Source organism: Duncaniella muricolitica (assembly GCF_910574735.1).
In the GTDB taxonomy this organism is placed as follows: domain Bacteria; phylum Bacteroidota; class Bacteroidia; order Bacteroidales; family Muribaculaceae; genus Duncaniella; species Duncaniella muricolitica.
In genome coordinates, this window is sequence record NZ_CAJTCF010000041.1 from 1 (window position 1) to 25,196 (window position 25,196).

Here is a 25,196-nt window from a genome sequence, read left to right on the forward strand (position 1 = left end):
ATTATAAACAGCTTCATATTTTGTAAAAAAACGATTTACTCTCGTTGGTTGCAACGAGGGAAGTTGTGCATGGGGGAGTACGACAAACCTACCTGAGTAGTTACCAAATTTCTGCTGTATATATTCAAGTGTCATATTTACTTGGCCTGCGGGCAAAGGGGACTTGCCCGTAGGGCAAAGGTTATAAGGTTATGAGGTTATAAGGTTATGAGGTTATAAGGTTATGAGGTTATAAGGTTATTTTTGCCTTGTGGCAAAAGGGGACTTGGCCTGCGGCCAAAGGTTATGAGGTCATGAGGCGGGGATGCTATGAAAACAATCAGGCCGACCTCCATCGTTCAACGGCGGGGGACGGCCTGATATTGTATGTGTATTGCATGAGGGTATCTTTCCATACCCTTATGTCAATTACATGATTATGCCTTGGGTGCTTCTTCGGCTTTTACTTCGGGGGCGGGGGCTTCGACCTTCTCGGCTACTTTCTTGGATGCAGCTTTTCCGGAGGCTTTCTTGGGTGCGGCTTCCTTTTTGGTTTTCTTGGGTGCGCACTTCTTTTCAGCCGGCTTTTCAGCGGGAGCCGTTTTTTCGGCTGTCTTTTTTGCCGCAGGCTTCTTTTCGGCCTTCTTGGCTGCTTCCTGCTGCTCGCGGAGGAGGTGCTCCTCGTTGAAGTGCTCGATGTTTTTACGCATCGACTCGGCTTCCTTGTTGAGAGTCTCTATCTCGCGTTCCTGGTTACGGATGGTGGTGAGAAGAGCCGAGAGTTCCTCGTTTTCGATCGACATGGGATACTGCTCCTCTACGCGCACGATAAAGTCGGCCAGGACGTTCATATAGTTGGTAAAGGCCTCAAACGGAGTGTCGTAGGGCGAGAACTGGGAGTGAACCGACCCGTCATGCATATTTTTGGTCGACATATAGAAGAAGTGGTCGGCAGCCTGGAGGTAATACCAGTCCTGCTTGAGACGGCGGTCTTCACAGAGACGCACACGCTCGCTGACGCTGTAGAGCTTGTTGAAAGCCTCGTTCTGGAGCTTGTTGCCGAGCCATGCCGAGGTGTCGCGGGCTTCGTCGGCCCAACTGATGGGATGGAGCACCGGCATGATGTCGACGGCCTTGAGCTTGCTTACGGCTGTCGAGGGGGTCCAGAACTCGATGCCGTGCTCGGCGGCGAAGCGGGGGAGTGCCTCGAGGAACTGGAATATGCCTGTCTCGCGGGGCTGGAAGTCACCGAAGACTTCGAGGTTCATGAACAGGTTGATGATCTGCTCCTCGGCAGGAGTGGATGCTATCCATGAGATATATTTGTCGGCCGTGAGGGGATATTCGTCCCACGAGGTGTTGGAGAAGCGGTCGGAGATGTCGTCGGAGAACTTGTCGTTTTTCAGCAGCATCTTGAGTTTGGGGGCTGAGGCGGCCGAGTAGACATAGTTGGGTGACTTCCAGCCGAGTATATGCTTGGCACCTTCGGTGATTACGCCCTTGTAGCCCATGGCGAGTATCTGGGGAGCGAGCTCGTCGCAATATATGAGCTCGGTGTTGCGGAGCACCTTGGGCGACTGGCCGAAGAGTTCCTTGATTTTCTCGTCATGCACCTTGACCTGGTTGGCAAACTCCTCGGGGTCGGCGAGCGACGCGAGCGAGTGGGCATAGGTCTCGGCCAGAAACTCCACGCTGCCGGTGTCGGCGAGCTTCTTGAGCAGGTCGATAAACTCGGGGACGTACATCTCAAACTGCTCGAGAGCGGTGCCTGTGATGGAGATGGCACACTTGAAGGCTCCCTTGGTGTCCTCGATCATCTTGAGGAGGCTCTTGGCGGCGGGGATGTAGCTGCGCTCGGCTATGCGGGTGATGATGTCATCGTTGGCAAAGTCGTCGTAATAGTAGTGGTCGTTGCCAATGTCAAAGAAGCGGTATCTTTTCAGACGGAATGGCTGATGTATCTGGAAGTAGAAGCAGATTGCTTTCATTATTTTGCGATATTATGATTGTGGTAAACTCTAAACTTTTAACTCTTAAACTCTATTCAACACCTTATTATATATGTCGATGACCTTGCGTCCGGCCTTGTCCCAGGTTATCTGGTTGACCTCGGCCAGACCGTCCTCGCGCAACTGGTTGTACATGGCGGGATAGGTGACAATCGAGTTGATGGCGTCGGCCATTGCGTCGATGTCCCAGTAGTCGGTCTTGATGACATTGGTGAGAATTTCGGCACATCCGCTCTGCTTGGATATGATGGAGGGGACGCCCATCTGCATGGCCTCGAGCGGCGATATGCCGAAGGGCTCTGACACTGACGGCATGATATAGACGTCCGATGCCTTGAGCATCTCATAGACCTGACTGCCCTTCTGGAAACCGGGGAAGTGGAATCGGTCGGAGATGCCGCGCTCGGCGGCCAGGAGTATCATCTTGTTCATCATGTCGCCGCTGCCGGCCATGACGAAGCGCACGTTGGGGTTGTTTTTAAGCACCTTGGCCGCAGCCTCGACGAAATATTCGGGTCCTTTCTGCATGGTGATACGTCCAAGGAATGTCACCACCTTGTCCTTCGACTTGTGTTCGGGCACATTGAGCTGCTCGGGGGTGAGCGGGGTCACGGCGTTGTGCACGGTAGTGACCTTGGAGGGGTCGATGCCGTAGTTGTTGATTACGGTGTCGCGGGTGAGGTTGCTCACACAGATGATGTGGTCGGCGTTGTTCATGCCGTCCTTCTCGATGCCGAAGACTGTGGGGTTGGGTTTGCCTCGCGAGCGGTCAAACTCGGTGGCGTGTACATGTATCACCAGCGGCTTGCCCGACACCTGCTTGGCATGGATGCCAGCGGGATAGGTGAGCCAGTCGTGAGAGTGGATGATGTCATAATCGAGCGTGCGGGCCACGACTCCGGCACATATGGAGTAGTTGTTGATCTCCTCCACGAGGTTGTCGGGATAGCGTCCGGAAAACTCTATGCAGCCCAGGTCGTTGGTGCGCATGTAGTTGAAGTCGGCATATATATGGTCGCGCAGACGGTAGTAGAGATCGGGGTCCATGACATTGCCGATGCGGTCCTGCACATATTCGCGCGAGACGTCGCGCCAGCATACGGGCACCTGTGACATGCCAACGATGTTGGCGAAATGACGCTCTTCGTCGCCGAAAGGTTTGGGTATTACAAACGTGATGTCCATGTCGCCACACTCCCACATACCCTTAGTGAGACCGTAGCTGGCGGTGCCGAGACCGCCGAGGATGTGAGGTGGAAATTCCCACCCGAACATTAATGCTTTCATGGGTGTGAGAGGGGGATTAGTCCATTATGAATTTTTTGAGCGTGGTGAGTGTGCGGAGCACTTCGGCCACATTGGTGACGTGGCTGATGGCACCACGGCCCACATAGGGAGGATTGGCGTCATAGAGCTGCGAGAGCGAGCCGATGCAGCCCTGGGTCATCTCGTCCTCAAAACCGATGAGCATACGGTCTACGTAGCTTACGCCGCTCATGCCGAACACTTTGAGATAGGCGTCGGAATAGAAGCCCATGAGCCACGGACGGGCCGGGCCGTTGTGGAGGGCCATCTCGCGGTCTTCGGGCGAACCGAGATAGTTGGGCCGGTAGCCGAAGCTCTTGGGTGAGAGTGTGCGCAAGCCCTTGGGTGTGAGCAGCTCGCGGGTCACGATGTCAAGCACGCGTTTGCGCTGTCGACGGTCGAGCGGCGAGTAGTCAAGCCCGATGGCTATGGCCATGTTGGGGCGCACGGAGGGGTCGGCATACGTGCCGTTGACATAGTCGTAGAGATAGCCGTAATCGTTGAGGAATGTCGAGATGAACGGCTGGGCCATCTTCTCGGCACGCACGCTGTATTTGTCCTGCTCCTCACCCTCGGTGAGACGAGAGGCAAAGACGAGAGCGTTGTACCACAAGGCGTTAAACTCTATCAGATAGCCCGAGCGGGGCACTACGGGATGTCCGCCGAGCGAGGCGTTCATCCACGACATGGGTTTATTGGAGCCGTCGGTGCTGACCATGCCGGTCTCGCTGTCAACCTTGAGGAAGGGATGCTTGCCGGCGAGTATATAGTCGATGATGGCGCGGATGTCGTCGAGATACCTTGCAGCGGCCTCTTCGCGCGAGTAGGCCTTGGCATACTGCTGGATGGCCCAGATGGCCCAGAGCGGTATGTCGGGGAGGTCGATACCCTGGATGCGCGGGTCAAGACTGCCGGTCTGCATGAACGAGCGGAGCGAACGCAGGGCCGTGTCGGCGATACGCTCGAAATCCTCGCGGTGGTTGATGGCTATGGTTGCTCCGGGGAGAGCCATGAACGTGTTGCGCGCTATGACCTTGCCCCAGGGATAGCCCGAGAGAAGATACATGTCGTCGCCCTCGCGCAGATAGCACTGCTTGACGGCGTTTTTGAGACAGTTGAAAAACGATGTGCGGCATGTGCGGTGGGCAATCTCCTTCTCATACATCTTGGAGAGCGAGCGGGGCGACACTTCGCTGAGTCCGGCCGAGAAGATGATGCTCTCGCCCTTGCGGATGGGCACGTCAAAATAGCCGGGCACCCAGAGGTCCTCGGTATAGGGCACTCCGCGCTCAAGGTCTTTGACATATTCGAAGCCGTTATACCAGTGCGGGTCATAGGTCCACGCAGGCTTGTGGGAAAACTGCATGAACAGGCGCGGATAACCGCTGTAGAGGCATGCCGACACTCCGTTGTCGATCTCGGGTATCTCAGTGTTGATGGCGTCATTGGCCACACACAGGGCGTTGGCTTCGCGGAAAGCGAGCACCGGACGGAAGCGCAGAGTGGTGGGCGAGTGGGCCTCGACAAGAGTATAGCGGATGAGAATGCGGTTCTCATTGGAGATGAACATCTTTTCCTTGGTAAGTATTACGCCGCCCACGCGATAGGTAGTGCGTGGCACACTTTCACAGTCAAACTCACGTATGTACTTATGTCCGTTGGGGTTCATGACGCCGCCGCTGTAACGGTGCAGCCCGAGATTGAAAGGCGCGCCGTGCTGATAGACGGTCTCGTCAAGCGACGACAGCATCACGTGCCATGAGTTTCCGAGCTCGGGCACAGGCACAACAAGCAGACCGTGCTGCTTGCGTGTGTTGCAGTCAACTATCGTCGTGCAGTGATAGGCCCCCGATTGATTGGTGCGGAGCATCTCTTTGGGGAGTGATTGCTCCAGGTTAATCATGAGGTTCTTATCAAATTTTAGATAGCTCATTGATATATAAAAATTTTAGTTAGATTCCGGGTAGAATGATGATGGCTGTTGATATAGGTTTGAGGGGAGTGTATGTAGGTGTGGAGAGTTTCTGTGCGTTATTTAAATTCACGAATTTATATCTTTTTGCCGATAAAAACAAAGGAAATGTGAAATTTTTGCCAATGTTTAATAAAACATTCGATAAACTATGTTATTAAGCATAAAAAAATAGAGTTTAGAGTTTAGAGTTAAAAGTTTAGAGTTTATACATAGATGTGCTGACATATCGGAGTCTCTCGCCCTGTCAGCACATCTATGTATAAACTCTAAACTTTTAACTCTCAGACTTCAGTTGGACGCCAATGCCATTCAGCCCATTTTATGGACCAAGCCGAAGTTACGGTGCATCACAGATAAATACCCTCTAAACTATCGTCTCTTTTTGGCGGATGGGCGGTAGACCTTGACGGTCAGAGTCCATTTGTTACGTTCAAGAAAAATGCAATATTCCGAGCTGTCACCGTTTTTGCTGTGATACTCGATTTTATAATTCTTGTTGTTTCTGTTGTCGTATGACGAAAAATTGGCAGCGTTCTGACGCTCCTTTTTCATGGTCTCGATGATTTTATTGGCCAGCTTTGAGTCGTTGAACTCTACGAGCAGAGCCGACTCGATGATGGCTTTGGTCGTGGGGTTACGTTTTTCGCGATACACCACCGACGACCCCTTGTCGCCGTCCTTGAGCGGCTCGATGATTTTGTCGAGCGATGACTGGGCAAATGTCGGGATGGCCGAGAGTATCGTGATGATAAGCGTGGCGGTCAGTGTGCGAAGCAGCGTTGTCATATGGGGTCAGTATTTAAATGATGTGTTGATAAAATTGCGTATCTCGGGATTGTCGGTCTCGATGTCGATGTCGGGAAAATCATAGTCGTCCAGCCGTGACTCGATCGAGGCGGCATATCGGTCGGCATGCGACTCTATGCGGTCAAACTCCGCGCGCACCATCTCAGGATCGGTGATTTTAAGTCCGTCGCGTATCATGTAGGAAGCATAGATATACTCGTCCTGTCCGACAGCCCGGCGCATCGAGAAGCCAAGCCCGAGCAGAATGGCTATCATGGCGGCTATGCCGGCCCACTGCCACGGTCTCAACGGCAGTATGCGCACCGGACGCGACGGTGTGGCAGCCGCCGTGGCGCGGTCGAGAGCCGGCAGCTCCTCATACCATCCGAACATGCTGCGGTAACGTCGTGCCTCTTCAGGCAGGTCGGTACGCGAGAAGTAGGCATACAGCTCTCGCTCCTCGGCGAGTGTGGTCTCTGCGTCAAGAAACCGCTCCACCCATTGGCGGTAGTTGTTGTGATCGATAGGGTTCATTGTTCGTTTTTTTGTTCAGATTTCCTGATTATTGAGAAAGAGGTCTTTGATGTGCCGTCGCGTCCGCGACAGCATCACGCGTATGGCACTCGGCGAAGAGCCTGTCACCGAGGCAATCTCATCGATTTCCATCTCCTCGACATGTCGCATCCTTATGATGGCCTGCTGGGCCGAGGGGAGCGACTCCATGATGGAGCGCAGACGGGCGTCGGCCTCGTCCGAGACCATACATTCGTGCGGATCGGGCGATGAGTCGGGCGAGTCGTAGCCGTCGTCAAGACTCACATGCGAGCCGGAACGGTCGCTCCTCAGCAGATCGATGGTGCGGTTGCGGGCCATCACCATGGCCAGGGCATGGATGGAACGGTAAGTGTCGATGCTGTCACGGCGTGTCCACAGACGCAACAGGGTGTCCTGGGCCACATCGTCAGCCAGTCCTGACGTCTCGCCCGAGGGGACGAGGCGCACGACCATTCTCACGATGCTCTCTCTGAGCGAGGGGGCGACAGTTTCAAACTCTTTGCGGTCCATTCTATTAAGAAGACGTAAATGGGGGCCAAATGTTACACAAGAGCCTCTGATTTTTTCAAAAAGATAAAGATTGCTCAACCTTTTTTCACTATGTGTGTTATAAAATCATAATGAAACATACATATTATATAAAATTCCTTGCATTATGAACACTGCATCACGCTTGTTGGTGGGATTTACTCTGGGCGCAGCAGCCCTGAGCGGTTCGGCAACCACACCTACGGTAAGACAGGAGACTCTTGACTCGCTTGTCGCCGATCATCACGTCATTTATTTTGGCGACAACCAAAAAGCCGTATTGCCTGACGACTCGATACGTTCGCTGATCATGCATTTCTACATCGACCAGTTCCGCAACTATCAAGACCCGGCCGCACCCTATTTCCTGTTCATGAGCCGTGATGCCAATATGGCCATGGGTGTCGGCGGCATGGTCAGAATGAGAGCCTATTTCGACCCAGGTAACTCCATGCCCGGGCCGGCTTTCAAGCCTTTTGACATTCCGCTCGCCGACACGCCCCTCAACCGCAATCACTTCGGCACCACCCCCTCGGGCACATCACTGTTTTTTCGCGTGATAGGACGCAACTCACGCATAGGCACCTATCAGCTCTATATCCAGACCAAGTTTAACGGCTATGAAGGCCGCGACATGAGGCTCTCCAAAGCCTATGCCACCGTCAATGACTGGACTGTGGGATATGCCACCTCGACATTTTCCGACGGCATGGCACTCGCCCCGACCGTCGACGCCAACGGCTCGACCATGAGCATGGATTTCACGGCATTGCTGGTAAGATGGATGCATACGTTCAGAAAGTCGGGCATCACGCTCGGCCTCTCGGTCGAGACTCCCGACATGAATCTCGACACCGACAACGGCAACACAGCTCCGCGCTCCTGTTCTCTGCCCAATCTTGCGGCCATGGTGCAGTATGAATGGGCACCCGACCAGCATGTGCGCCTGTCGGGCATCACACGTTTCCTCCCCTATCGCGACCTTGTCAACGGCAGCAACCACACCCCCGTGGGCTATGGTCTGCAACTGTCCACCGTGTTCAACCCCACCCCGTCGCTCACAGTGTATGGCATAGGCAATGTCGGCCGCTCCTACTCCAATGTAGGAGGCGATTTCCTCATGGGCCAGTATGACCTCATTGACAATGTGGAGTCGCCCGGACGCCTGCGCACCGTGCCGAGCTGGAGCTACTTCCTCGGACTCAGCTACCACTTCTCTCACAAGTTCATGATGTCGTGCACGTTTGGCGAAGCCCGCAACAATACCTCGGCACCCCGTTCGGCCGAAGGCTACAAATATGGACTTTACGGATGTGCCAACATCTTCTACAACGTTACACCCCGCATCCAGATAGGAGCTGAAGCCAACTTCGGCAAACGTCAGGACGTGGACGGCTCCCATGCATGGGCCCGCCGCGTAGGCGCGATGTGCCAATTCTCATTCTAAGTACTCGGGCTTCGCCCGAAGGTTATAAGGTTATGTGGTTATAAGGTTAAGAGGCTATAAAGTTATGGGCCAAATAACCTTTTGCCCGAAGGGCAAATTAACCTTATAACCTTATAACCTTCGGGCGTAGCCCGAGTAAAAACCTCATAACCTTCGGCCTACGGCCGAGTAGAAAAAGGTATGAGAGGGAGGTAGTTGCCTCCGTGGAGCGTGCCGGGCTGGAAATCGCGGAAACAATAGCGCGCATCGACCGGCACAGGGACAGCAGGCGACGACAGCTCGACCTCGTTGGTCTGCCAGCGGAAATTAACGTTCTCGGCCGGATGAAACACACCGTCGGCTCCGGCAATCTCAAATCCTACTATATCATAATTGCGACACACACCGTCGTTGGGCGACTCGATGGCCACAAGCATCTTGTCGCCCTCGGTGCGATGGCTCTTGTAGCGCGGACTTCCGGCGAGAAACTGCTTCTTGCCATAAGTCTTGTTGAGAGCCAAGTCGCAGAGACGACGGCCCACAGCCTCCTTTTGTGCGGGGTGTATGTTGTAACGCTCATAAGGCTCCACAAGGTCGTTGATGCATATCATGTCGGCATTAGGTATCATCGACACCGCTTTCCACTGAGCCTCGCGCAGATAGGGCGATTTGCCGGTCTCGGCAGGCGAATCATACTCATAAGGAGCGATTTCAACGGCATAGAACGGTATGTCGCCGAGCCCTATCTCGTCGCGCCAGCGAGTCACCATCGCCGCCAGACGCTCGGCATAAGTCTCGTAGGTCGACACATTGGAGCAACCCTGATACCATATTATACCTTTATATGTGTATTGCTTCACGGGGTTGAACATGGCGTTATACATAAGCAAGGGGCGCAGATAGTGCACCATCGGCTCTACGTCCTTAGGGTCAAGCGACACGTCGGGATACTTCTCAAGCATGTCGCGCGGAGTCCAGCTCTCGACCCTCGCGCCTCCATAGGCCGCGCTCACTATGCCTACCGGCACTTCGAGCACATCGGCCATCTGCTTGGCATAATGCCAGGCCATCGCGCTAAATTCGGGTGCGGTCTCGGGCGACGGCACATCCCAACGGGCGTTTACCGTATCGAGCGGTGTATAGCTCTGGGTGAGAGGCACGTTGAAAAATCTCACCTTGTCGGCCCAGACCCTCGCTCCGGCTATCTCTTTATATCCGTCTTTGACACAGCAGCCCGGAAAACCTTTGAGCGGCATCTGCATGTTTGACTGCCCCGATGCCAGCCACACCTCGCCTATGAGCACATTGTCTATGGTGATGGTCTCGCCGCCCGAGATAGTGACGGTCTGAGGAGTAAACGACCCTTGCGGAGTAACCACAGCCATGCTCCAGTCGCCGCAGCGGTCGGCCGAGACGTCATAGGTGCGGCCGTCCCACGAGGTGGTAATCTTAAAAGTCTCACCGGGGTCGGCTGTGCCCCAGAGGCGAACGTTGGAATTTTGCTGAAGCACCATGTTGTCGCCTATCATGGCCGACGGTTTCACTTTGGCCTCGGCTACCGCAGCGGCCGAGAGCAGTGCGCACAATGCTAAGAAATGTGTCTTGTTCATGTGGAGGTGGATGGAATATTGATTAGGTAATGGTGTATTATATATCTGAACGGTCTGACCCGCCCGTTTATTGAAAAAATCTTGATCTTATGAGCGAATCGCTCAGTTGCCACATCCGGGCTTTGCCTTCGGGATTGACAGTGCCTTCCACGGCACACCCCTCGGTGTCGACCGCTCCGACAGGCGGTGTGGCCGAGAGAATGCTCTCGCCGAGTCCGCGATAGGGCCGCCCGGTTGACGTGAGCGTGTAACTGTCCACCCCCATGATGTCGAGCAGCGTCGGGAAGATGTCAATCTGCCCTATCGGGATGTCATATCGCAGAGTGCGGCCGGTGTTGCATACAATCAGCGGCACATATTTCGTATCGAGCGGAGGTGTCAGCGAGTTGCGCGGGGCGGCATGGTCGCCCACGATGGCTATGACCGGAAGCGGTGAGCCTGCCGCACGCGACTTGGCCGCTACCGAGTCGATAAACACTCCGAGAGCGCGGTCAAACTCATGGGTGGCGGTGATGTAGTTGAGACAGCGGTTGTCATATTCGCTCCACTCCGGCCCCGTTACGTCGAGCGGACGTGACAGCTTCTTGGGACCGGTATAAGGCATGTGCATGTCGATGGTCGAGACCATGAGCATATAGGGGGAGTAGTGAGTGAGCGAATCGAGCACACTTGCCGCACGCTCCAGCACCCGGCTGTCCCTGTCGGGACTCTCCTCATCGACACTGTGGTCATAGAGCATGCCGTAGCCGTAGCTCTGTGTGGTCGACGAGTGCTGCCATATGTCGGCTGACTCGCAGATGACCTCGGCCGACAAGCTGTAGCCGAGGGCTTTGGGGAGCGACGGATAGTCGGCCCGGCTGAAGTGTGACACTAACGCGCCGTTGCGAAACGGCAACAGTCCTGTCGTTACTATAAATTGTCCGTCGGAGCTCTCTCCGTGCGACACCTGCGTGAGCACCTTAGTGGCTGTCACCGTGCCGCTGTCATCCATCAGCGATGTGATAGTCGGGAGCACCGTGCGGGCCTGAGGTATTTCAAGCACCGACGAATTTAGCGATTCGACAAATATCAGTATCAGGCTTCTTTTGTCTCCGGCTGTAGAGTCGGCCTCACAGCAGGCCGGGCGTTGCGGTATGCTTGCGGCCAGCCTTACCCGCTCCTCGGGTGAGAGCGTAATTTCGTCGGCGTCAAGTGATGTCAGGAAGTAATAGATCAGAAAACCGGGGCCGAGATACCGTGTGAGCTGGCGTGGTGTGTCGGGATAGTTGAGTATGACCTGTTGCTGCAGGTAGGCATCATGCCACGTCATACTCCCGTCGGCATTGACCCACATGTAGAGTCTGCGCATGCTGAGAGCATACAGTCCGAAAGGTATGACCATAAACAGCAAGAGGCTTGCGACTTTGAGCCGCAGACCTGTGGCAGTGTCGGGCAGACGTCGCACAGGCATGAGTGCGAGAACCGTGACAAGAAGTGGAGCGAAAAGACTCAGGCTCTTGAGCGAGACGAGCGAGAGCGCGCTGCTGACAAATGTCGCGTCGGTGAGGTCGCTTGCATAGAGTGCCGCACCCGAGAAGAAATCGCCGAAGATGAGATAATAGAGATATTGGCAAAACAGAAATACCGACACCAATGCCATAACCGTCAACGGCACGGCTGTCCTTAACCTGCGGGGGAGAAAGAGTGCGGGAAGCGAGAAAAAGAGTGCCGCACCGAGTGAGTTGATGACCGCTCCCTTGGGATAGTAATAATACACATCGGTCAGGATAAGAAACAGCACAAACAGTGCGGAAAAACATCCGGTCAGCAGGGCGAATGTCACACCGATGCGAGGGATAGATGACAGATGCGCTATGGATTTAAGAGGGCGTTTTGTCGGCATACGTGTCTCTATGGTTGTGGCAGGTCATCGCACTCATAGTGCACATGATGGTGGTGGGAGGGACACTCGTGAAGCGCGCGGTCGATGATTAGATGGCGGTTGGCCATTCCGGCGATGGTCGACATCTCATGCGACACGAGCAGTATGGTTGTGGAGCGTGACAGCTCGGCCACAAGATCATAGATATAATGCTCAAACTGTTTGTCGACATAGCTCAGCGGCTCGTCGAGCACCAGCAGCCCGGGATTTGAGATGATGGCCCGGCCAAGCAGTGCGCGCTGCAACTGTCCGCCCGACAGGGTGCCGATGCTTTTTGACGCGTGTGCCTCCAGCCCGATGAGTCCGAGAGTCTCGCGGGTGAGAGCGGCGGTTTGCTCACGTGTCACCTTGTCGCCGAGCAACCCCGAAGCCACGACCTCCTCGACGGTGATTGGAAACCGTGAGTCAATCATGTTTTTCTGCGGCAGATAACCTATCGACAACGATTTTGTCGGCTTGCCGTCGCGCAGATAGGTCACCGTGCCCGTGGTCGGATGCAGGAGTTTGAGTATGATGCGCAGCAGTGTGGTCTTGCCACCTCCGTTGGGTCCCGTTATGGCTATGAAATCGCCTCGGCGCACATCAAAGTTGATGTCAGAGAGCACAGTGCGTCCGTCCCATTGCTGCGAGATGCCGCGCAGTGATATTATGGTGTCGGGAGTGTCGGTCATTGGGCCTGTCATTTTTCTTCAGTGGCTGTAGGGGCCGGAGTGTCGGCGATAGCCTCGGCGATGCGTATTATCTCGTCCTCCCACTGATATGTGAGCGGATTGATATTTATCTCGTTGGCCTCCAGCTCGGCATTGATGGCCGACACCTGACGGCTGTCAAAATCTTTCTGGAAAAAGAATATCTCCGCGCCACGGCTGCGGGCGTTGTCGATGGCCCGGCGCAGGTCGGCCACCGAGCTCTCCTTGTGTTCGGCATTTCCGACCACTATCTGATTGAGTCCATAGTCGCGTGCAAAATAGCTGAGCGACGGATGCCACACCATAAACGAGCTCCCGCGGTGGGGGGCGAGCCGCTCGGTGATGAGCGAGTCGATCGAGTCAAGCCGCGAGGCGAATATCTCGTAGTTGCGTCGATAATAGCCCTTGTTGCCTGAGTCAATCTGCTCCATGGCCTTGAGCATGTTGGCCGCGATGATCTTGGCGTTCTTGACCGATGTCCATGTGTGCGGGTCGATGACCGTATGCTCGTGGGGGCCGTGGGAGTGTGTGCCAAGTATGGGGTCCACTCCGGCCGAGGTGTCAAATATCCTCAGCCCGGGATTGGCCTCGCGTATCTTGTCGACGAGTGCCGCCTCAAAGCCGATATTTCCCATGCGCAGATAACCTATCGACTTGCCGAGATTGTGCATATGTGTCACCGAGGGGTCGTAGGTCTCGGGATTGGCACCTTCGGTGAGAAGGCTGCGCACCTGCACGCGGTCGCCGGTAATCTGTTCAAGTATATAGCGTTGTGGCTCGATGCTCACAGTGACGATGGGCTGCTCGGGAGGCCCGCCGGCACAACCTGTGGCTATCCAACCCGAGATGAGGGTCAGGATAATGAGGATATAGAGGCAGTTATGTGATTTCATATGAATAACGAAGAGGAAAAATAAGAGTTTTTTGAGTGAGAAGATGTGTGAGAAATTGTACTTGGGAGTATGATAAAACGTCCTGTTGTAAATTTTTTGCAAATATAAGCAAATTTTAGCAAGATTCCTATATTTCCATAAATAAAATTTAGTATTTAGATTGATTTGTGTTAAATAATATTAAACCAAAGATGTTTTTTAGCATAAAAATTTGTCAATTCCGAAACTCTCCCTACCTTTGCATCAGTTTTTCATGGTATTAGATTTAAGGTAAGAAGATTATTCGTCGCGATGATGGATAATTTTTTTTGTGCCTTGTCGGAGCGTGTCTTTTTTATATTCTTTTATATTGATGTACGCGCGATTTGTGCTAAATTTGTACCCATGAAACTGAGATTACCGATATTTATCGTCCTGATATTATGCGCCGCAGGTTTTTGGCGCGCCCGGGCCGTCGACCCCGTTGTCGAGCCGAGCTATGCGTGGGGCATACTTCAGCCGCTCGGGCTGCACAGCGAGGCCACCATCGACACCCTTCTCTACAATTATTATCTTACCGCCGTGCCATCGGCCGTCTCGTCGGCTTTTGCCACTACGGGCAATCAGGCCTCGGCCGGAAAAAACATGATATTCATGGAGCAGGAGCCGATCAGCCCGTTCTTTCTCAAGGATGCCAAGCGTTTCTGGCTTCCGTCAGAGAAGACACAGCGGTTTTACAACACGCGCATCCCCATGTCCATTGTCGGCTATAACACCGGCGGCGGACGTGACATCGCGCAGGACTGGTTTCGCTTTCTCTTCTCAGGCAATTTCAGCCCCAAGGCACAGGTGGGCCTGAGCATTGACTATCCCTACTCCAAAGGCTCGTATGCCAATCAGGCGGCAAAATCATTCACCTGGAATCTCTTCGGCTCATATATGGGTGACCGATATGAATTTCAAGGCTATTTCAACTCCTACAACGCTCTCAATCAGGAGAACGGCGGCATCACCGACGACCTCTATATACTCGATCCGGCCGAGATACAGGGAGGCATGTCGAAAATCAATCCCAAAAACATCCCCACCAACCTCTCCTCGGCCCGCAGCCGTCTCATAGGCAAGCAGCTCTATATGAACCACCGCTACAAGGTGGGATTCTGGAAGGAGACCTACGACTCTGTGTATGAAGACTCCATCGTGGCGCGCGAATACGTGCCCGTGTCGAGTTTCATCTGGACAATGTCATACGAGCAGGACCGACATAAGTTCTACACCACAAGCTCGACCGACGAAGAGTTCTGGACCAACCATTACATCACATCCGACTGGACAGCCGAACTGACCCGATATTCCTGTCTGCGCAACACTCTCGGCGTGGCTCTTCTCGAGGGCTTCAACAAATATGCCAAAGCCGGCCTCTCGGCCTTCATAACACACGAACTGCGCACCTACAACCAGGTGACCGACACCATACCGCTCTCGGGGCCTGACCGTCCCGAGGCCCTGACCCCCTACCCTCTGGCCGAACGGCTCCCGGAGAAGACTACCGAAAATCTTCTCTATGTCGGAGCGCAGCTCACCAAGCGTCAGGGCTCGCTGCTCAACTATGAAGGCACAGTGAAGTTTGGACTTGTCGGGCCGGCGGCCGGCGAGATACATGCCGACGGCAACGTGTCGACCCGCATCCGTCTCCTCGGCGACACTGTGAGTATCAAGGGCTACGGACATTTCAGCAACACGACCGCCCCCTTCTTCATGAAGCAGTTTGTCTCCAATCATTTCATCTGGCAAAACGATTTCGGCAAGACGCGGCGTCTGCGGTTTGGCGGCATACTCGATGTGCCTCACACCGGGACCAATATAGACGTCGGAGTAGAGAATATTCAAAACATGATATATTTCAACGACCTGTGCCTCCCCTCACAGAACGGCGGCAGCGTGCAGGTGTTGAGCGTAAGACTACAGCAGGATTTCAGATGGCGGGCCCTGAACTGGTGCAACACCGTCACCTATCAGAAATCGTCAGACGAGAGTGTGCTGCCACTCCCCCAGTTGGCCATATACTCCAACCTGTTTCTGCGCTTCAAGCTCGCCAAGGTGCTCGACGTGCAGATGGGCGTTGACCTCGACTACTACACACGTTACTACGCGCCGGCCTATCAGCCTGCCACGATGACATTCCACAACCAGAGCCAGATCAAGTGTGGCAACTATCCCTACATGAACGCCTACGTCAACATGCAGCTCTCGCGCGCCCGCTTCTTTGTGCTCTTCTCACATGTCAATCAGGGTGTATTCGGCGGGTCGGATTATTTTTCCATCCCCCACTACCCGCTCAACCCGCGCCGTTTCCTCATGGGCGTATCGGTCAACTTCCTCAACTAAATCCAATTTACCCCTCCGTGTGTTATATATAATATAGGTATATAACAATTATGAGCGGACATAAAGGATTTATCATCCCGAGGCGTATACTCGTCATAGCACTCGCCATACTCGCTGTCGGGATTATAGTTTCGATAAGACACATGCACACATCCGGCAATGCCGGATATGAATATCAGCGCGGGCGTGGCGACACCATCAATGTGGCCATAGCCTACTCGCCCATGTCGCTTTACCGTTATGCCGACACGCTCGGTGGCTTCAACTACGAAATGCTGAGAGACATGGGCCACATGTATGGCGACAAATTCAAGTTTTATCCCGTGGCTTCAGTGAGCGAATCGCTTGACGAGCTTAGCCGCGGCAAGTATGACATTCTTGTGGCCGACATCCCCGTGACAGCCTCGCTCAAGGAGCGTTTCAGGCTCAGTGTGCCCGTCTACACCGACAGGATGGTGCTCGTGAGTCGCGACACCACCATCACATCGCCGCTACAGCTTGCGGGGCAGTCAGTATGGGTTGTGGCCGGTGCGCCGTCGGTCGAACGTCTTGAGAACCTCTCGCGCGAAATCGGCGACAGCATTGACATATGTGACACCCACACCTACACGGCCGAGCAGCTCGTAATGCTCGTCGCTGCCGGAGAGATACCGCGCGCGGTGGTCAACCGTGCCGTGGCCGAAAAACTGTTGCCCGAATACACCGACGTGAAAATCTCAACCCACATATCGTTCAGCCAGTTTCAGTCATGGATAATGAACAAAAACTCCTCTCGGCTGGCCGACTCTATCGACGCCCAGATAGAACGCTTCAAACTCACGCCCGACTATCAGGCTCTGATTGAAAAATTCGAGATATGAACCCGACAACCCGAGGACGCCGAGCCGCTCCCGTCATTTCTCATGATATATCCTCATCCCGCATCGCTGGCAATCAAACTCCACACGCAACGATATATTGCCGCTGCGGAGATAGAGCGGCGTGTCGGGCCATTGGCGTCCCTGCGGAGTGAGCAGGCATTTCCCGGCCTCGCGACGCAGACAGTAACGTGTGGTCATGACCAGAGTCTCGTCGTCGGGACGCTTAACCTCCACAGCCGGAACAATCTCCGTCACTCCGTGCGAACGGTAAAACTCTTCAGCCAGGTGATTGGCCACATTGTCCTGATATGACAGCGACGCGGACTGACAGACGGCATCGGGGTTTTCCGGCCGGCGCAGTCCGAAACGGAGGGTCATGATGCGAGCTCTGTCAAGCAGAGCCACAGCCTCGCGTCTGAGACCGGCCAACGCCGAGGCCGGGATGAACACCCCACCCGCGAGGTCTATGATTTTGCCGGCACGATATATCGTGCCGCCCAGTTTACCCAACAGTTGCCGGCGCGGAGCCTCCTGCGAAGTCACAGCCTGCTGAAGTTGGCCCACCGTCGCTGTTGCGGTCACCGAAGTGCCGCACTCGTCGGTCAGTTCGAGAGCCAGACGGTCAGCACCTACAGTGCGCAACACCATGTCGACACTGATGGTGCGGGTGGTCCTGGCCGACGATATGGCATCATCCCACTCCTTGTCGCGGTTGCGGTAGAGCACGGTGCCCGGAGCTATGGTGCGCGGCGAGGCCGGATAGAGCCGTTGCCCCTCGGCGCGGTTGAGCCGGAAGCCCTGAAAACGCCCCTCCCCGTCGAAATATCCCAGTCCGTCACCGTTGGCAAGCTGTGCCGACAGCTCGGCTATGATTACCTTGCCCTCACATCGCTTCACCTTGCCCACAGGAGTGCCGGTGGCCTTGGGCGTGTCAAACGATGCTATCCCCTTGACAGGAGCATGACCCGATAGAAAATAGGTGGTAAATCCGCGGTTGAACGACTTGTCGGGCGACGGATTGAAACCCGCGTTAGAGCGTCCGGCCGAGAGTCGCCTGTAGTTTCCGCCACTCTCGCTGACCACACGGTCGAGGATACGCGAATACCACGCCACAGTGTTTTTGACATACCCCTCCTCCTTGAGACGTCCCTCGATTTTAAACGAGCACACTCCCGCGTCGGCCATCGCGCCGAGCGAGTCGGAGCGGTTAAGGTCGCGGAGCGATAGCAGATGTTTGTCCTCCATGAGCGTGCGGCCGCGGCTGTCGAGAAGCGTGTAGGGCAGACGGCATATCTGCGCACACTCGCCGCGATTGGCACTGCGCCCGCCCGTCATGAAACTGGCACGGCAGTCTCCGCTGTAGCTCACACACAGCGCGCCGTGTATAAAAGCCTCCAGCTCGGTGTCGGGCACCGCCAAGTGTATCTCTTCAATCTCCTTGAGCGACAGCTCGCGCGGCAGCACGAGACGGGTGAAACCAACCTCTGCAAGAAATCGGGCCTTCTCCACGCTGCGGATGTCACACTGAGTGCTTGCATGCAGCTCGACGGGCGGTATGTCCATGCGCAGTATGCCCATGTCCTGAACTATGAGGGCATCGGTGCCGGCATGATACAGGTCGGTGATGAGCCGCTCCACGTCGCGGAGCTCGCGGTCATATATTATGGTGTTGACCGTGGCATAGACTTTGGCATTGAACTGATGGGCAAAGTCGGTGACACGCCTGATGTCGTCTATGCTGTTGGCGGCATCTTTGCGCGCTCCGTGGCTCGATGCGCCCATATACACGGCGTCGGCTCCGGCAAGGATGGCACTGATGGCCGTGTCGGCATTACGGGCGGGTGCAAGCAACTCAAGATAACGCATGGGATGATGTATTTTAATAACAAATGTAAAGTTAGTAAATAAAAATGGAAAATGGAAAATTCAGCATCGCGTCATAATTGCGAAGCTGATTTTTCCATTTCCCATTTCAAACTTTTGATTTCTTACTCAAATATGTGTCTGAGCTTTGAAAATATACGGTTCTTTGTCGATTCGTCGGGAGTGACACCGGGCTTGCCGCGGAGCGACTCGATAGCGTCCTTCTCCTGCTGGCCGATGTTTTCGGGTATGTAGACCATCACATTGACCAGCTCGTCGCCTGTGCCGTATCCGTCGGTCGAGGGGAGACCCTTGCCGCGCAGACGCAACACCTTGCCGGGCTGTGTTCCGGCGGGTATCTTCAGTCGGGCACGACCCGAGATGGTGGGTACCTCTACCGAACCGCCGAGTGTGGCGGTGGGGAGGTCGAGCATCAGGTTATACACGATATCGTTGCCGTCACGTATGAGTTCGGGATGTTTCACCTCCTCGATTACAATCAGCAGGTCGCCGTTGGCTCCGCCGTGGGGTGCCGCGTTGCCCTTGCCGCGCATGGTGAGAGTCTGACCGTCCTGCACGCCGGCGGGGATGGAGAACGACACGGTCTCCTCCTTGCGCACAACGCCCTCGCCGTGACAGTGTGTACACTTCTCGGTGATGATTTTGCCCTCGCCATGACACTGCGGACACTCCACGGCCGACTGCGAGATGCCAAACATGGTCTGCTGCTGGCGTATCACCGTGCCCGAGCCGTTACAGGTGGGACAGGTGTGAAACGCTGTGCCGTCCTTGGCTCCGGTGCCGTGACAGTTTGGATCGGGCACAAGGGTGGGTATCTTGAGAGTCTTGGTGACGCCGGTGGCTATCTCGGCCAGGGTCATCTTGATTTTGATGCGGAGGTCGGTGCCGCGACGCTGGCGGCGGCGTGTACGGCCGCCGGCCGACTCGAAGCCGCCCATGTTGCCGAACGCGCCCCCGAAAATGTCGCCAAACTGTGAGAATATATCCTCCATCGAGAATCCTCCCGCATGGAAGCCTCCCGCGCCGCCGGGGAATCCCTGCGGACCCATATCGTGGCCAAACTGGTCATACTTGGCTCTCTTGTCGGGATTGGATAGCACGTCATAAGCCTCGGCGGCCTCCTTGAATTTCTCTTCGGCTTCCTTGTCGCCCGGATTCTTGTCGGGGTGATATTGTATGGCCTTCTTGCGATAGGCACTCTTGATGGCTTTCTCGTCGGCATTTCTGTCGACGCCAAGCACTTCGTAATAATCTCTTTTAGTTGCCATAAAGCGGTGGGGGTGATGTCTAAACTCTAAACTTTAACCTTTAAACTTTCATTCTCAATGGATCACTGACCCACTACCACTTTGGCGTGGCGGAGCACTTTGTCGTTGAGCGTATAACCCTTGGTGGGGGTGTCGATTACCATGCCCTTCTGCGCATCGTCGGGCACAGGCACCATGGCTATGGCCTCGTGCATCTCGGCGTCAAAAGGCTTGCCGGTCGAGTCGATGGCCTTGACTCCGTTCTTCTCGAGATATTTCACGAGCTTCTGGTAGATGAGTTCCATGCCTTTGCGCACATCGGCGGCATCCTCCACCTTGGCACTGGCCTCGAGTCCGCGCTCAAAGTCGTCGACAATGGGGAGCAGCCCCTTGAGCACACCCTCCGATGCGTTCTTGATGAGGTCGCTTTTCTCCTTGACGGTACGCTTGCGGAAGTTGTCAAATTCGGCCATCAGGAAGAGATATTCCTTCTTCTCCTTCTCGACCTGTGCCTGGGCATCGGCAAGCTGCTTGTTGAGGGCGTCTATGTCTGACAGCTCCTTGTTGAGCATTTCGTTTGCTTCGTCTACCTGCGAGTCGGCTTCCTCGGCCGCTTCCTGCACATCGTCAAAAGTCTCTGTGTCGGGAGCTTCGCGATGCAGCTTTTCCTCCTCTGCGGAGTGTTTTTTATGTGAATTATTTGACATGACTGTTGTATCTTGTTTTAACTATAATATATATGCAAAAATATTGCCAAACTCTCCGTCATGCCTTCCGGGAGGCTACGACCGAGGGCCGACCTTTGTAAAGGTAGAACAATATATTGCCGATAACGTTCAATATATCAGGTCAAAATATTGCAGCTCAGAGCGTTGCAAACAGACTGTCACAGTCAGCGAACAACTCTCGCACCGAAGGTGACATTTTGTCACCCTCGAAGAGACCATAGACCGACGCGCCCGAGCCCGACATGGCGGCATACACCGGCCCGAGACTCTCGATACGCTCCTTGAGCGCGGCGATGGCCGGATAGGCCGGAAATACCGAGGCCTCGAAATCGTTTTTAAGCCGTCCGGTCCAGGTGGCCGGACTGTCGGCCACAATCCTGCCGGCGGTGACCTCGGGTATGGCCGGAGTCGTGCGGGAATAAGCGGCAGCCGTAGGCACACTCACGTCAGGCTTGGCTATGAGTATGTCCATGCCGCTAAGGTCAAGGTCAACAGGCTCCATATCGGTGCCGGTCCCTGTGCACAGCATGGGGCGGTTATATATGAAAAACGGACAGTCGGCACCGATGCCCGAGGCCACGCGGGCCAGTTCGGCGTCGGTATATCCGAGAGCGAAGAGGTCGTTGAGCACTTTCAGCGTGAAAGCCGCGTCGGCCGAGCCGCCTCCGAGCCCCGCGCCGTCGGGTATGATTTTGCGCAGATATATATCGACAGGCGGCAGGCTCACCTCGCGTTCAAGAGCGCGATAAGCCTTCATGACGAGATTTTTCTCGGGAGGACACTCCACATGCCGACCGCTCACGGTCAGAGTGGTCTCCTCCCCCTTGGCCGGAACGATTTCCAGCACATCATGCCACGGCACAGGCACCATCACGGTCTCTATGTCGTGATAACCGTCCTCGCGCCGGCGCAATATGTCGAGTCCAAGATTTATCTTGGCATTGGGAAACGTAATCATATTGCAAAGATAAGGCTAATAAATGGAAAAAATATATATAATTGGAAAATAGGTACAATAAAATCCCCTCTCCCCTCCCCGCTTTGTCCCCGCGCTGCGACTTCAGTCGCATAACGTAAAAATAAAAACGGGAAGCCGGCTTCGTGAGGCCGGTTTCCCGTTTTTATTCTCGATTATCTATTCTCAGATAACCTTCTTCTCCACCTTGACGCTTCCGTCCGAGTAGATATATTTCACGATATTGACCCCGCGTGTCAGTGACTCGTGGCGCAGGCCGCGCACGTCATAGATTTCGGTAGCCACTATCCCGGCCTCATCGCCTGTGATATTGTCTATGCCGGTGGGTATGTCGCTTGCCTCGCCCTTCGCGCTGAGTCCGCCAAACTCGTTGACAGCCTGCACGGTGTAGGGAGCTGCATCGCGGGCGGTTGTGGCGGGGAGTGTATAGCTGTTCTCCTTTACGATGTCAATCAGCTCGTCGCCGCGAGTGATTACGTAGCATATAGCATAAGGAACAGCCGCCCAGCTCAACCGGTTGCCGCTGATGGTCACCGAGGGAGCGTCACACGACTCGGTCTTGATGACGGGCTGCCAGTTGTCAGAGCCCGAGAGTACATTTCTGACAGTATATTCGGCTGCTTCCTCGTCAGTGAGATGGTTCTTGGCCTTGCCGTATACCTTTTCACCGTCGACAGTCTTATAATAAGTGTCGCGACGCTGCGAGAGATCCACGGGATTGCCGTTGCCGTCGACAGTGTTCCAGTCGGCCCAGATGGCGGGGAGTCCGCCCATGGTCTCATACCAGCCGGTGGCGGGAATGGTCACCTCGGCACGGGTGTTGAGAAAGACAGTCTTGGGTGCATTGTGCCATGGACGGCCGAGCCATACACTGGTCTCGGAGGGTACACCCGGGGCAGTGATGGTGCAGTTGTTGAACACATAGCCCCATTTCACATCCGCGCCGTGGGAGGGTGCCACTATATAGCCGCCGCTCTTGCGGTTGATGTAGAGGATGGTGTTGTCGATAAAGATGTCACCGCTGTTGTAGATGAAGTCGACCGCACCTTCGATAAACGAGTTGCGCACATAGGCACGGTAGCTTGAGGTAGAGGGGGTGATCCATGTGTCCTGATAGGAGAGCATGGCCACGTTGTTAAACACCGTGCGGTCGCCCGTAGTGTTGAGGGCAAGAGCCTGCGGCCCCTCCTGCTTCTCGTGTCCATAGGAGTTTTCGAGGGTGATGTTTTCAAAGAGACAGTCGTTGGAGTTGACCACCACGGTGGCACCCACGCTCACGTGCAGGGCATTGTCGCCGCCGCAGAGCTTGTCGTCATGTATCACGGTCTTGTCGCGGTCCTGACCGATGATGTGTATGTAGGGCTTGGTCTTGGGGATGTCGATGTGCTCTTTGTAACGTCCGTTCTTGACAAATATCAGATAGGGCTTGATGGCTCCGGCAGGCGCGGCGTCGATGGCAGCCTGAAGTGTTGTGTGGTCGCCCGTGCCGTCGGCGGCTACGATTAAGTCATAGAGACGGGCCTCGGGCTGCACACGCTCCATGGTGGTAAACGTGAGCCTTGTACCCTCGAATGCGTTGCCGTTGCGGTCGGTGATGGCTCCGGCGGGCACTATGAATGTATAGTCGGTGTTATAGTCAAGACCGGCGTAGTTATAGATGATTGACTTGCCGCTCTCTTTGGCTGCGATAGGCTCGCCGTTGAGCGTGGCGGTGGATGTGCCGATTTTTACTTTTTCGTCAAATGTGAGTATGATCGAGCCTGTGGCCGAGGCGTCGCCCGACTTGTCGGCGGGGATTGTCGACACAAGCACCGGGGCGGTCTCGTCGCTTGAGCTGTCCTTGTCGGCAAGGATGTAGAGGTCCGATATGCAGAGTCCGTCAAGCGAGGACTCGGATCCGTCATTGAGACCTGACTCTTTGTCGGGCATGAAACGGATTTTGAGTATACCCTGATTGGCGGCCTCGGCGGGAAGCGGAGTCTCGAAGTCGCTCCATCCTTTGACCACGGTGTAGTCGGCAAACTTGCTGTAGTTCACACCGTCGATGCTGTATTCGACGTTAAACTTGTTATAGGTGTTATAGGAGCCTCCGAGCGACACGGCGAGACGCAGATTGCTGTAACCTGTCGATTTGAGCGACACTTCATAATAATAGTTGTCAGCCTGTTCCTTCCATATACGTGCGCCCCAGCGTCCGTTTTCTGCACCGTTGCTTACGCCACGTGTGAGCCATGTCGTGGTCTTGCCCTCGGGATTGCGCAGACTCAGCAGACCCGAGTTGTCGCTCTCGTCTCTGTAGTCGGCGGCTCGTTCGCTGTTGGGCTGGTCGAAGTAGAAGTCCCAGCCTACGATATAATCCCCAGCCGAGAATGTGGCGGTCAAATCCTTGTCGCCGTCCATCCTGACGGTGCGGACCGGCGAGGTGCTGTTGTCTTCCCAGTTGGTAAACGAGAGTATGCGGTTGTCGACGGTGGTCAGCATCACCTCGGTACCCTCCTCATAGTAGTGCACACCGTTGACCACATTGCCCTGTGGCTGATAGAGCACCTGGTTGACATTGGCTCCCCCTTCGATGGCGAGGTTGAGGGCATAGACATTGTTTTTCTCATAGTTGGCCGTGAGACTGGTGTTGCCGGAGATTGAGAATGTGTAGGGATTCTGCTCCGACACTACTTTGCCGTCGGCGTCGGTCCAGTTGATGAAGTGGTAGCCGAAATTTTCCGAGGCCGAAACGGTGAGCGGTGTGCCCTCGTCAAATTCCGCGCCGGCCGGTGTGCACGACAGCGCGCCGGCACCCTCGATGGCCGATTTAAGAGCGAAGCTGTAGACGGGCACAGCCTCCACCTCACCGTCGGCGATGCCGGTGAGTGTAAGGTCGGCCAGACCGAGTTCTTTATTTGCTCCGAGCTTGTAATAATATATGGTGACGGTCACAGGGTCGCTTGAGGCTTGAAAACCCGAGAGAGTCTCGGTGAATGTCGAGAAGTTGGCACCCGTGCCCGAACGCTCGGGGTCATACTTTTCTCTCACCATCACGGGCTCATTGTCGCCCTGCTTGACTTCGAGCGCGAGATTGCCGCCCCCGGTACCGTGACGGCTTGCCTGGAAACTGAAACCTGTGGGGCGGAATGTGATACCCTTCTTGGGCACGATGGTCATACTGATGGCCTCGCGCGGATTGAGAACCGAGCCGTTGGATGTCTCGGCTTTGAAGAGGGTCTGAGTGGAACCTCCGGCCGGAGTCGCGGTCTTCGACAATGTGAGACCCGGACCTGCGGCAAGTTCATAGACCGAGAAGAGCGGGCCGTTGCTCGCTGTGGCAGCCGACTCGATAGTGGTCGAGCCCATAGGCCATGCAAAAGTCACAGTCTCGTTGGAGACCGACGATGCCGACAGACCTGCGGCACACGCCAGGGCTGTCAGGCCTGTGATAAATAATCGTTTTAACATATGGGGTG

18 protein-coding genes are annotated in these 25,196 nt (G+C 55.0%); 3 read left to right on the forward strand and 15 right to left on the reverse strand.

Annotation, left to right across the window (positions count from 1 at the left end):
- Nucleotides 1-416: 416 nt before the first annotated feature.
- The 6 genes from QGT73_RS10100 to QGT73_RS10125 form a co-directional block, all read right to left on the reverse strand.
- The gene (locus QGT73_RS10100) at nt 417-1,967 is read right to left on the reverse strand and encodes a glycoside hydrolase family 57 protein (protein ID WP_280122348.1); all 1,551 of its coding nucleotides are present in this window, start codon (nt 1,965-1,967) and stop codon (nt 417-419) included.
- A gap of 45 nt (nt 1,968-2,012) precedes the next feature.
- Nucleotides 2,013-3,275, reverse strand: a complete 1,263-nt coding sequence (locus QGT73_RS10105) for a glycosyltransferase family 4 protein (RefSeq protein ID WP_280122349.1) — start codon at nt 3,273-3,275, stop codon at nt 2,013-2,015.
- A gap of 16 nt (nt 3,276-3,291) precedes the next feature.
- On the reverse strand, nt 3,292-5,226 hold the full coding sequence (locus tag QGT73_RS10110) for a glycogen debranching enzyme N-terminal domain-containing protein (RefSeq protein WP_280122350.1): 1,935 nt from the start codon (nt 5,224-5,226) through the stop codon (nt 3,292-3,294).
- A 411-nt stretch (nt 5,227-5,637) separates the two neighbouring features.
- Nucleotides 5,638-6,054, reverse strand: a complete 417-nt coding sequence (locus QGT73_RS10115) for a hypothetical protein (RefSeq protein WP_123617211.1) — start codon at nt 6,052-6,054, stop codon at nt 5,638-5,640.
- A gap of 6 nt (nt 6,055-6,060) precedes the next feature.
- On the reverse strand, nt 6,061-6,588 hold the full coding sequence (locus QGT73_RS10120; RefSeq protein ID WP_280122351.1) for a hypothetical protein: 528 nt from the start codon (nt 6,586-6,588) through the stop codon (nt 6,061-6,063).
- A 15-nt stretch (nt 6,589-6,603) separates the two neighbouring features.
- Nucleotides 6,604-7,119 (reverse strand): RNA polymerase sigma factor, encoded by a 516-nt coding sequence (locus QGT73_RS10125; protein ID WP_280122352.1) that lies wholly within the window; start codon nt 7,117-7,119, stop codon nt 6,604-6,606.
- Nucleotides 7,120-7,264: 145 nt separating this feature from the next.
- Between QGT73_RS10125 and QGT73_RS10130 the strand changes: the two genes are divergently transcribed.
- Entirely contained in the window at nt 7,265-8,584 is a 1,320-nt protein-coding gene (locus tag QGT73_RS10130; RefSeq protein ID WP_280122353.1) for a hypothetical protein, read from the forward strand.
- A 158-nt stretch (nt 8,585-8,742) separates the two neighbouring features.
- On the opposite strand, the gene QGT73_RS10135 is transcribed toward QGT73_RS10130, so the two are convergent.
- The 4 genes from QGT73_RS10135 to QGT73_RS10150 form a co-directional block, all read right to left on the reverse strand.
- On the reverse strand, nt 8,743-10,173 hold the full coding sequence (locus tag QGT73_RS10135; RefSeq protein ID WP_280122354.1) for a sialate O-acetylesterase: 1,431 nt from the start codon (nt 10,171-10,173) through the stop codon (nt 8,743-8,745).
- 67 nt (nt 10,174-10,240) lie between these two features.
- Nucleotides 10,241-12,055, reverse strand: a complete 1,815-nt coding sequence (locus QGT73_RS10140) for an LTA synthase family protein (RefSeq protein ID WP_280122355.1) — start codon at nt 12,053-12,055, stop codon at nt 10,241-10,243.
- An 8-nt stretch (nt 12,056-12,063) separates the two neighbouring features.
- Nucleotides 12,064-12,777 carry a metal ABC transporter ATP-binding protein gene (locus QGT73_RS10145; RefSeq protein WP_280122356.1) on the reverse strand — a complete coding sequence of 238 codons (714 nt, stop codon included), beginning with the start codon at nt 12,775-12,777 and terminating at the stop codon, nt 12,064-12,066.
- Nucleotides 12,774-13,676 carry a metal ABC transporter solute-binding protein, Zn/Mn family gene (locus tag QGT73_RS10150; RefSeq protein WP_280122357.1) on the reverse strand — a complete coding sequence of 301 codons (903 nt, stop codon included), beginning with the start codon at nt 13,674-13,676 and terminating at the stop codon, nt 12,774-12,776. Before QGT73_RS10150 ends, QGT73_RS10145 begins: the two co-directional genes overlap by 4 nt.
- Before the next feature lie 384 nt (nt 13,677-14,060).
- Here QGT73_RS10150 and QGT73_RS10155 point away from each other — a divergent pair, with 384 nt between their 5' ends.
- Nucleotides 14,061-16,043 carry a putative porin gene (locus QGT73_RS10155; protein WP_280122358.1) on the forward strand — a complete coding sequence of 661 codons (1,983 nt, stop codon included), beginning with the start codon at nt 14,061-14,063 and terminating at the stop codon, nt 16,041-16,043.
- A gap of 50 nt (nt 16,044-16,093) precedes the next feature.
- Entirely contained in the window at nt 16,094-16,903 is an 810-nt protein-coding gene (locus tag QGT73_RS10160) for a transporter substrate-binding domain-containing protein (RefSeq protein WP_280122359.1), read from the forward strand.
- Between the two features lie 33 nt (nt 16,904-16,936).
- Here the strand turns inward: QGT73_RS10160 and QGT73_RS10165 are convergent, their stop codons facing one another.
- The 5 genes from QGT73_RS10165 to QGT73_RS10185 form a co-directional block, all read right to left on the reverse strand.
- A complete protein-coding gene (locus tag QGT73_RS10165; RefSeq protein WP_280122360.1) occupies nt 16,937-18,769 on the reverse strand; it encodes a peptidase U32 family protein in 1,833 nt (610 codons plus the stop codon).
- Nucleotides 18,770-18,891: 122 nt separating this feature from the next.
- Entirely contained in the window at nt 18,892-20,055 is a 1,164-nt protein-coding gene (dnaJ, locus tag QGT73_RS10170; protein ID WP_280122361.1) for a molecular chaperone DnaJ, read from the reverse strand.
- Nucleotides 20,056-20,117: 62 nt separating this feature from the next.
- On the reverse strand, nt 20,118-20,741 hold the full coding sequence (locus tag QGT73_RS10175) for a nucleotide exchange factor GrpE (RefSeq protein WP_123617200.1): 624 nt from the start codon (nt 20,739-20,741) through the stop codon (nt 20,118-20,120).
- A 157-nt stretch (nt 20,742-20,898) separates the two neighbouring features.
- Nucleotides 20,899-21,720: a 4-(cytidine 5'-diphospho)-2-C-methyl-D-erythritol kinase gene (ispE, locus tag QGT73_RS10180; protein ID WP_280122362.1), complete on the reverse strand. Its 822-nt coding sequence runs from the start codon at nt 21,718-21,720 to the stop codon at nt 20,899-20,901.
- Nucleotides 21,721-21,903: 183 nt separating this feature from the next.
- A complete protein-coding gene (locus QGT73_RS10185) occupies nt 21,904-25,188 on the reverse strand; it encodes a pectinesterase family protein (RefSeq protein WP_280122363.1) in 3,285 nt (1,094 codons plus the stop codon).
- Nucleotides 25,189-25,196: the final 8 nt, after the last annotated feature.

Bases quoted from the DNA above. Each gene is read 5' to 3' on its own strand.
- QGT73_RS10100 (WP_280122348.1), bottom strand. From the start codon at position 1,967: ATGAAAGCAATCTGCTTCTACTTCCAGATACATCAGCCATTCCGTCTG.
- QGT73_RS10105 (WP_280122349.1), bottom strand. From the start codon at position 3,275: ATGAAAGCATTAATGTTCGGGTGGGAATTTCCACCTCACATCCTCGGC.
- QGT73_RS10110 (WP_280122350.1), bottom strand. From the start codon at position 5,226: ATGAGCTATCTAAAATTTGATAAGAACCTCATGATTAACCTGGAGCAA.
- QGT73_RS10115 (WP_123617211.1), bottom strand. From the start codon at position 6,054: ATGACAACGCTGCTTCGCACACTGACCGCCACGCTTATCATCACGATA.
- QGT73_RS10120 (WP_280122351.1), bottom strand. From the start codon at position 6,588: ATGAACCCTATCGATCACAACAACTACCGCCAATGGGTGGAGCGGTTT.
- QGT73_RS10125 (WP_280122352.1), bottom strand. From the start codon at position 7,119: ATGGACCGCAAAGAGTTTGAAACTGTCGCCCCCTCGCTCAGAGAGAGC.
- QGT73_RS10130 (WP_280122353.1), top strand. From the start codon at position 7,265: ATGAACACTGCATCACGCTTGTTGGTGGGATTTACTCTGGGCGCAGCA.
- QGT73_RS10135 (WP_280122354.1), bottom strand. From the start codon at position 10,173: ATGAACAAGACACATTTCTTAGCATTGTGCGCACTGCTCTCGGCCGCT.
- QGT73_RS10140 (WP_280122355.1), bottom strand. From the start codon at position 12,055: ATGCCGACAAAACGCCCTCTTAAATCCATAGCGCATCTGTCATCTATC.
- QGT73_RS10145 (WP_280122356.1), bottom strand. From the start codon at position 12,777: ATGACAGGCCCAATGACCGACACTCCCGACACCATAATATCACTGCGC.
- QGT73_RS10150 (WP_280122357.1), bottom strand. From the start codon at position 13,676: ATGAAATCACATAACTGCCTCTATATCCTCATTATCCTGACCCTCATC.
- QGT73_RS10155 (WP_280122358.1), top strand. From the start codon at position 14,061: ATGAAACTGAGATTACCGATATTTATCGTCCTGATATTATGCGCCGCA.
- QGT73_RS10160 (WP_280122359.1), top strand. From the start codon at position 16,094: ATGAGCGGACATAAAGGATTTATCATCCCGAGGCGTATACTCGTCATA.
- QGT73_RS10165 (WP_280122360.1), bottom strand. From the start codon at position 18,769: ATGCGTTATCTTGAGTTGCTTGCACCCGCCCGTAATGCCGACACGGCC.
- dnaJ (WP_280122361.1), bottom strand. From the start codon at position 20,055: ATGGCAACTAAAAGAGATTATTACGAAGTGCTTGGCGTCGACAGAAAT.
- QGT73_RS10175 (WP_123617200.1), bottom strand. From the start codon at position 20,741: ATGTCAAATAATTCACATAAAAAACACTCCGCAGAGGAGGAAAAGCTG.
- ispE (WP_280122362.1), bottom strand. From the start codon at position 21,720: ATGATTACGTTTCCCAATGCCAAGATAAATCTTGGACTCGACATATTG.
- QGT73_RS10185 (WP_280122363.1), bottom strand. From the start codon at position 25,188: ATGTTAAAACGATTATTTATCACAGGCCTGACAGCCCTGGCGTGTGCC.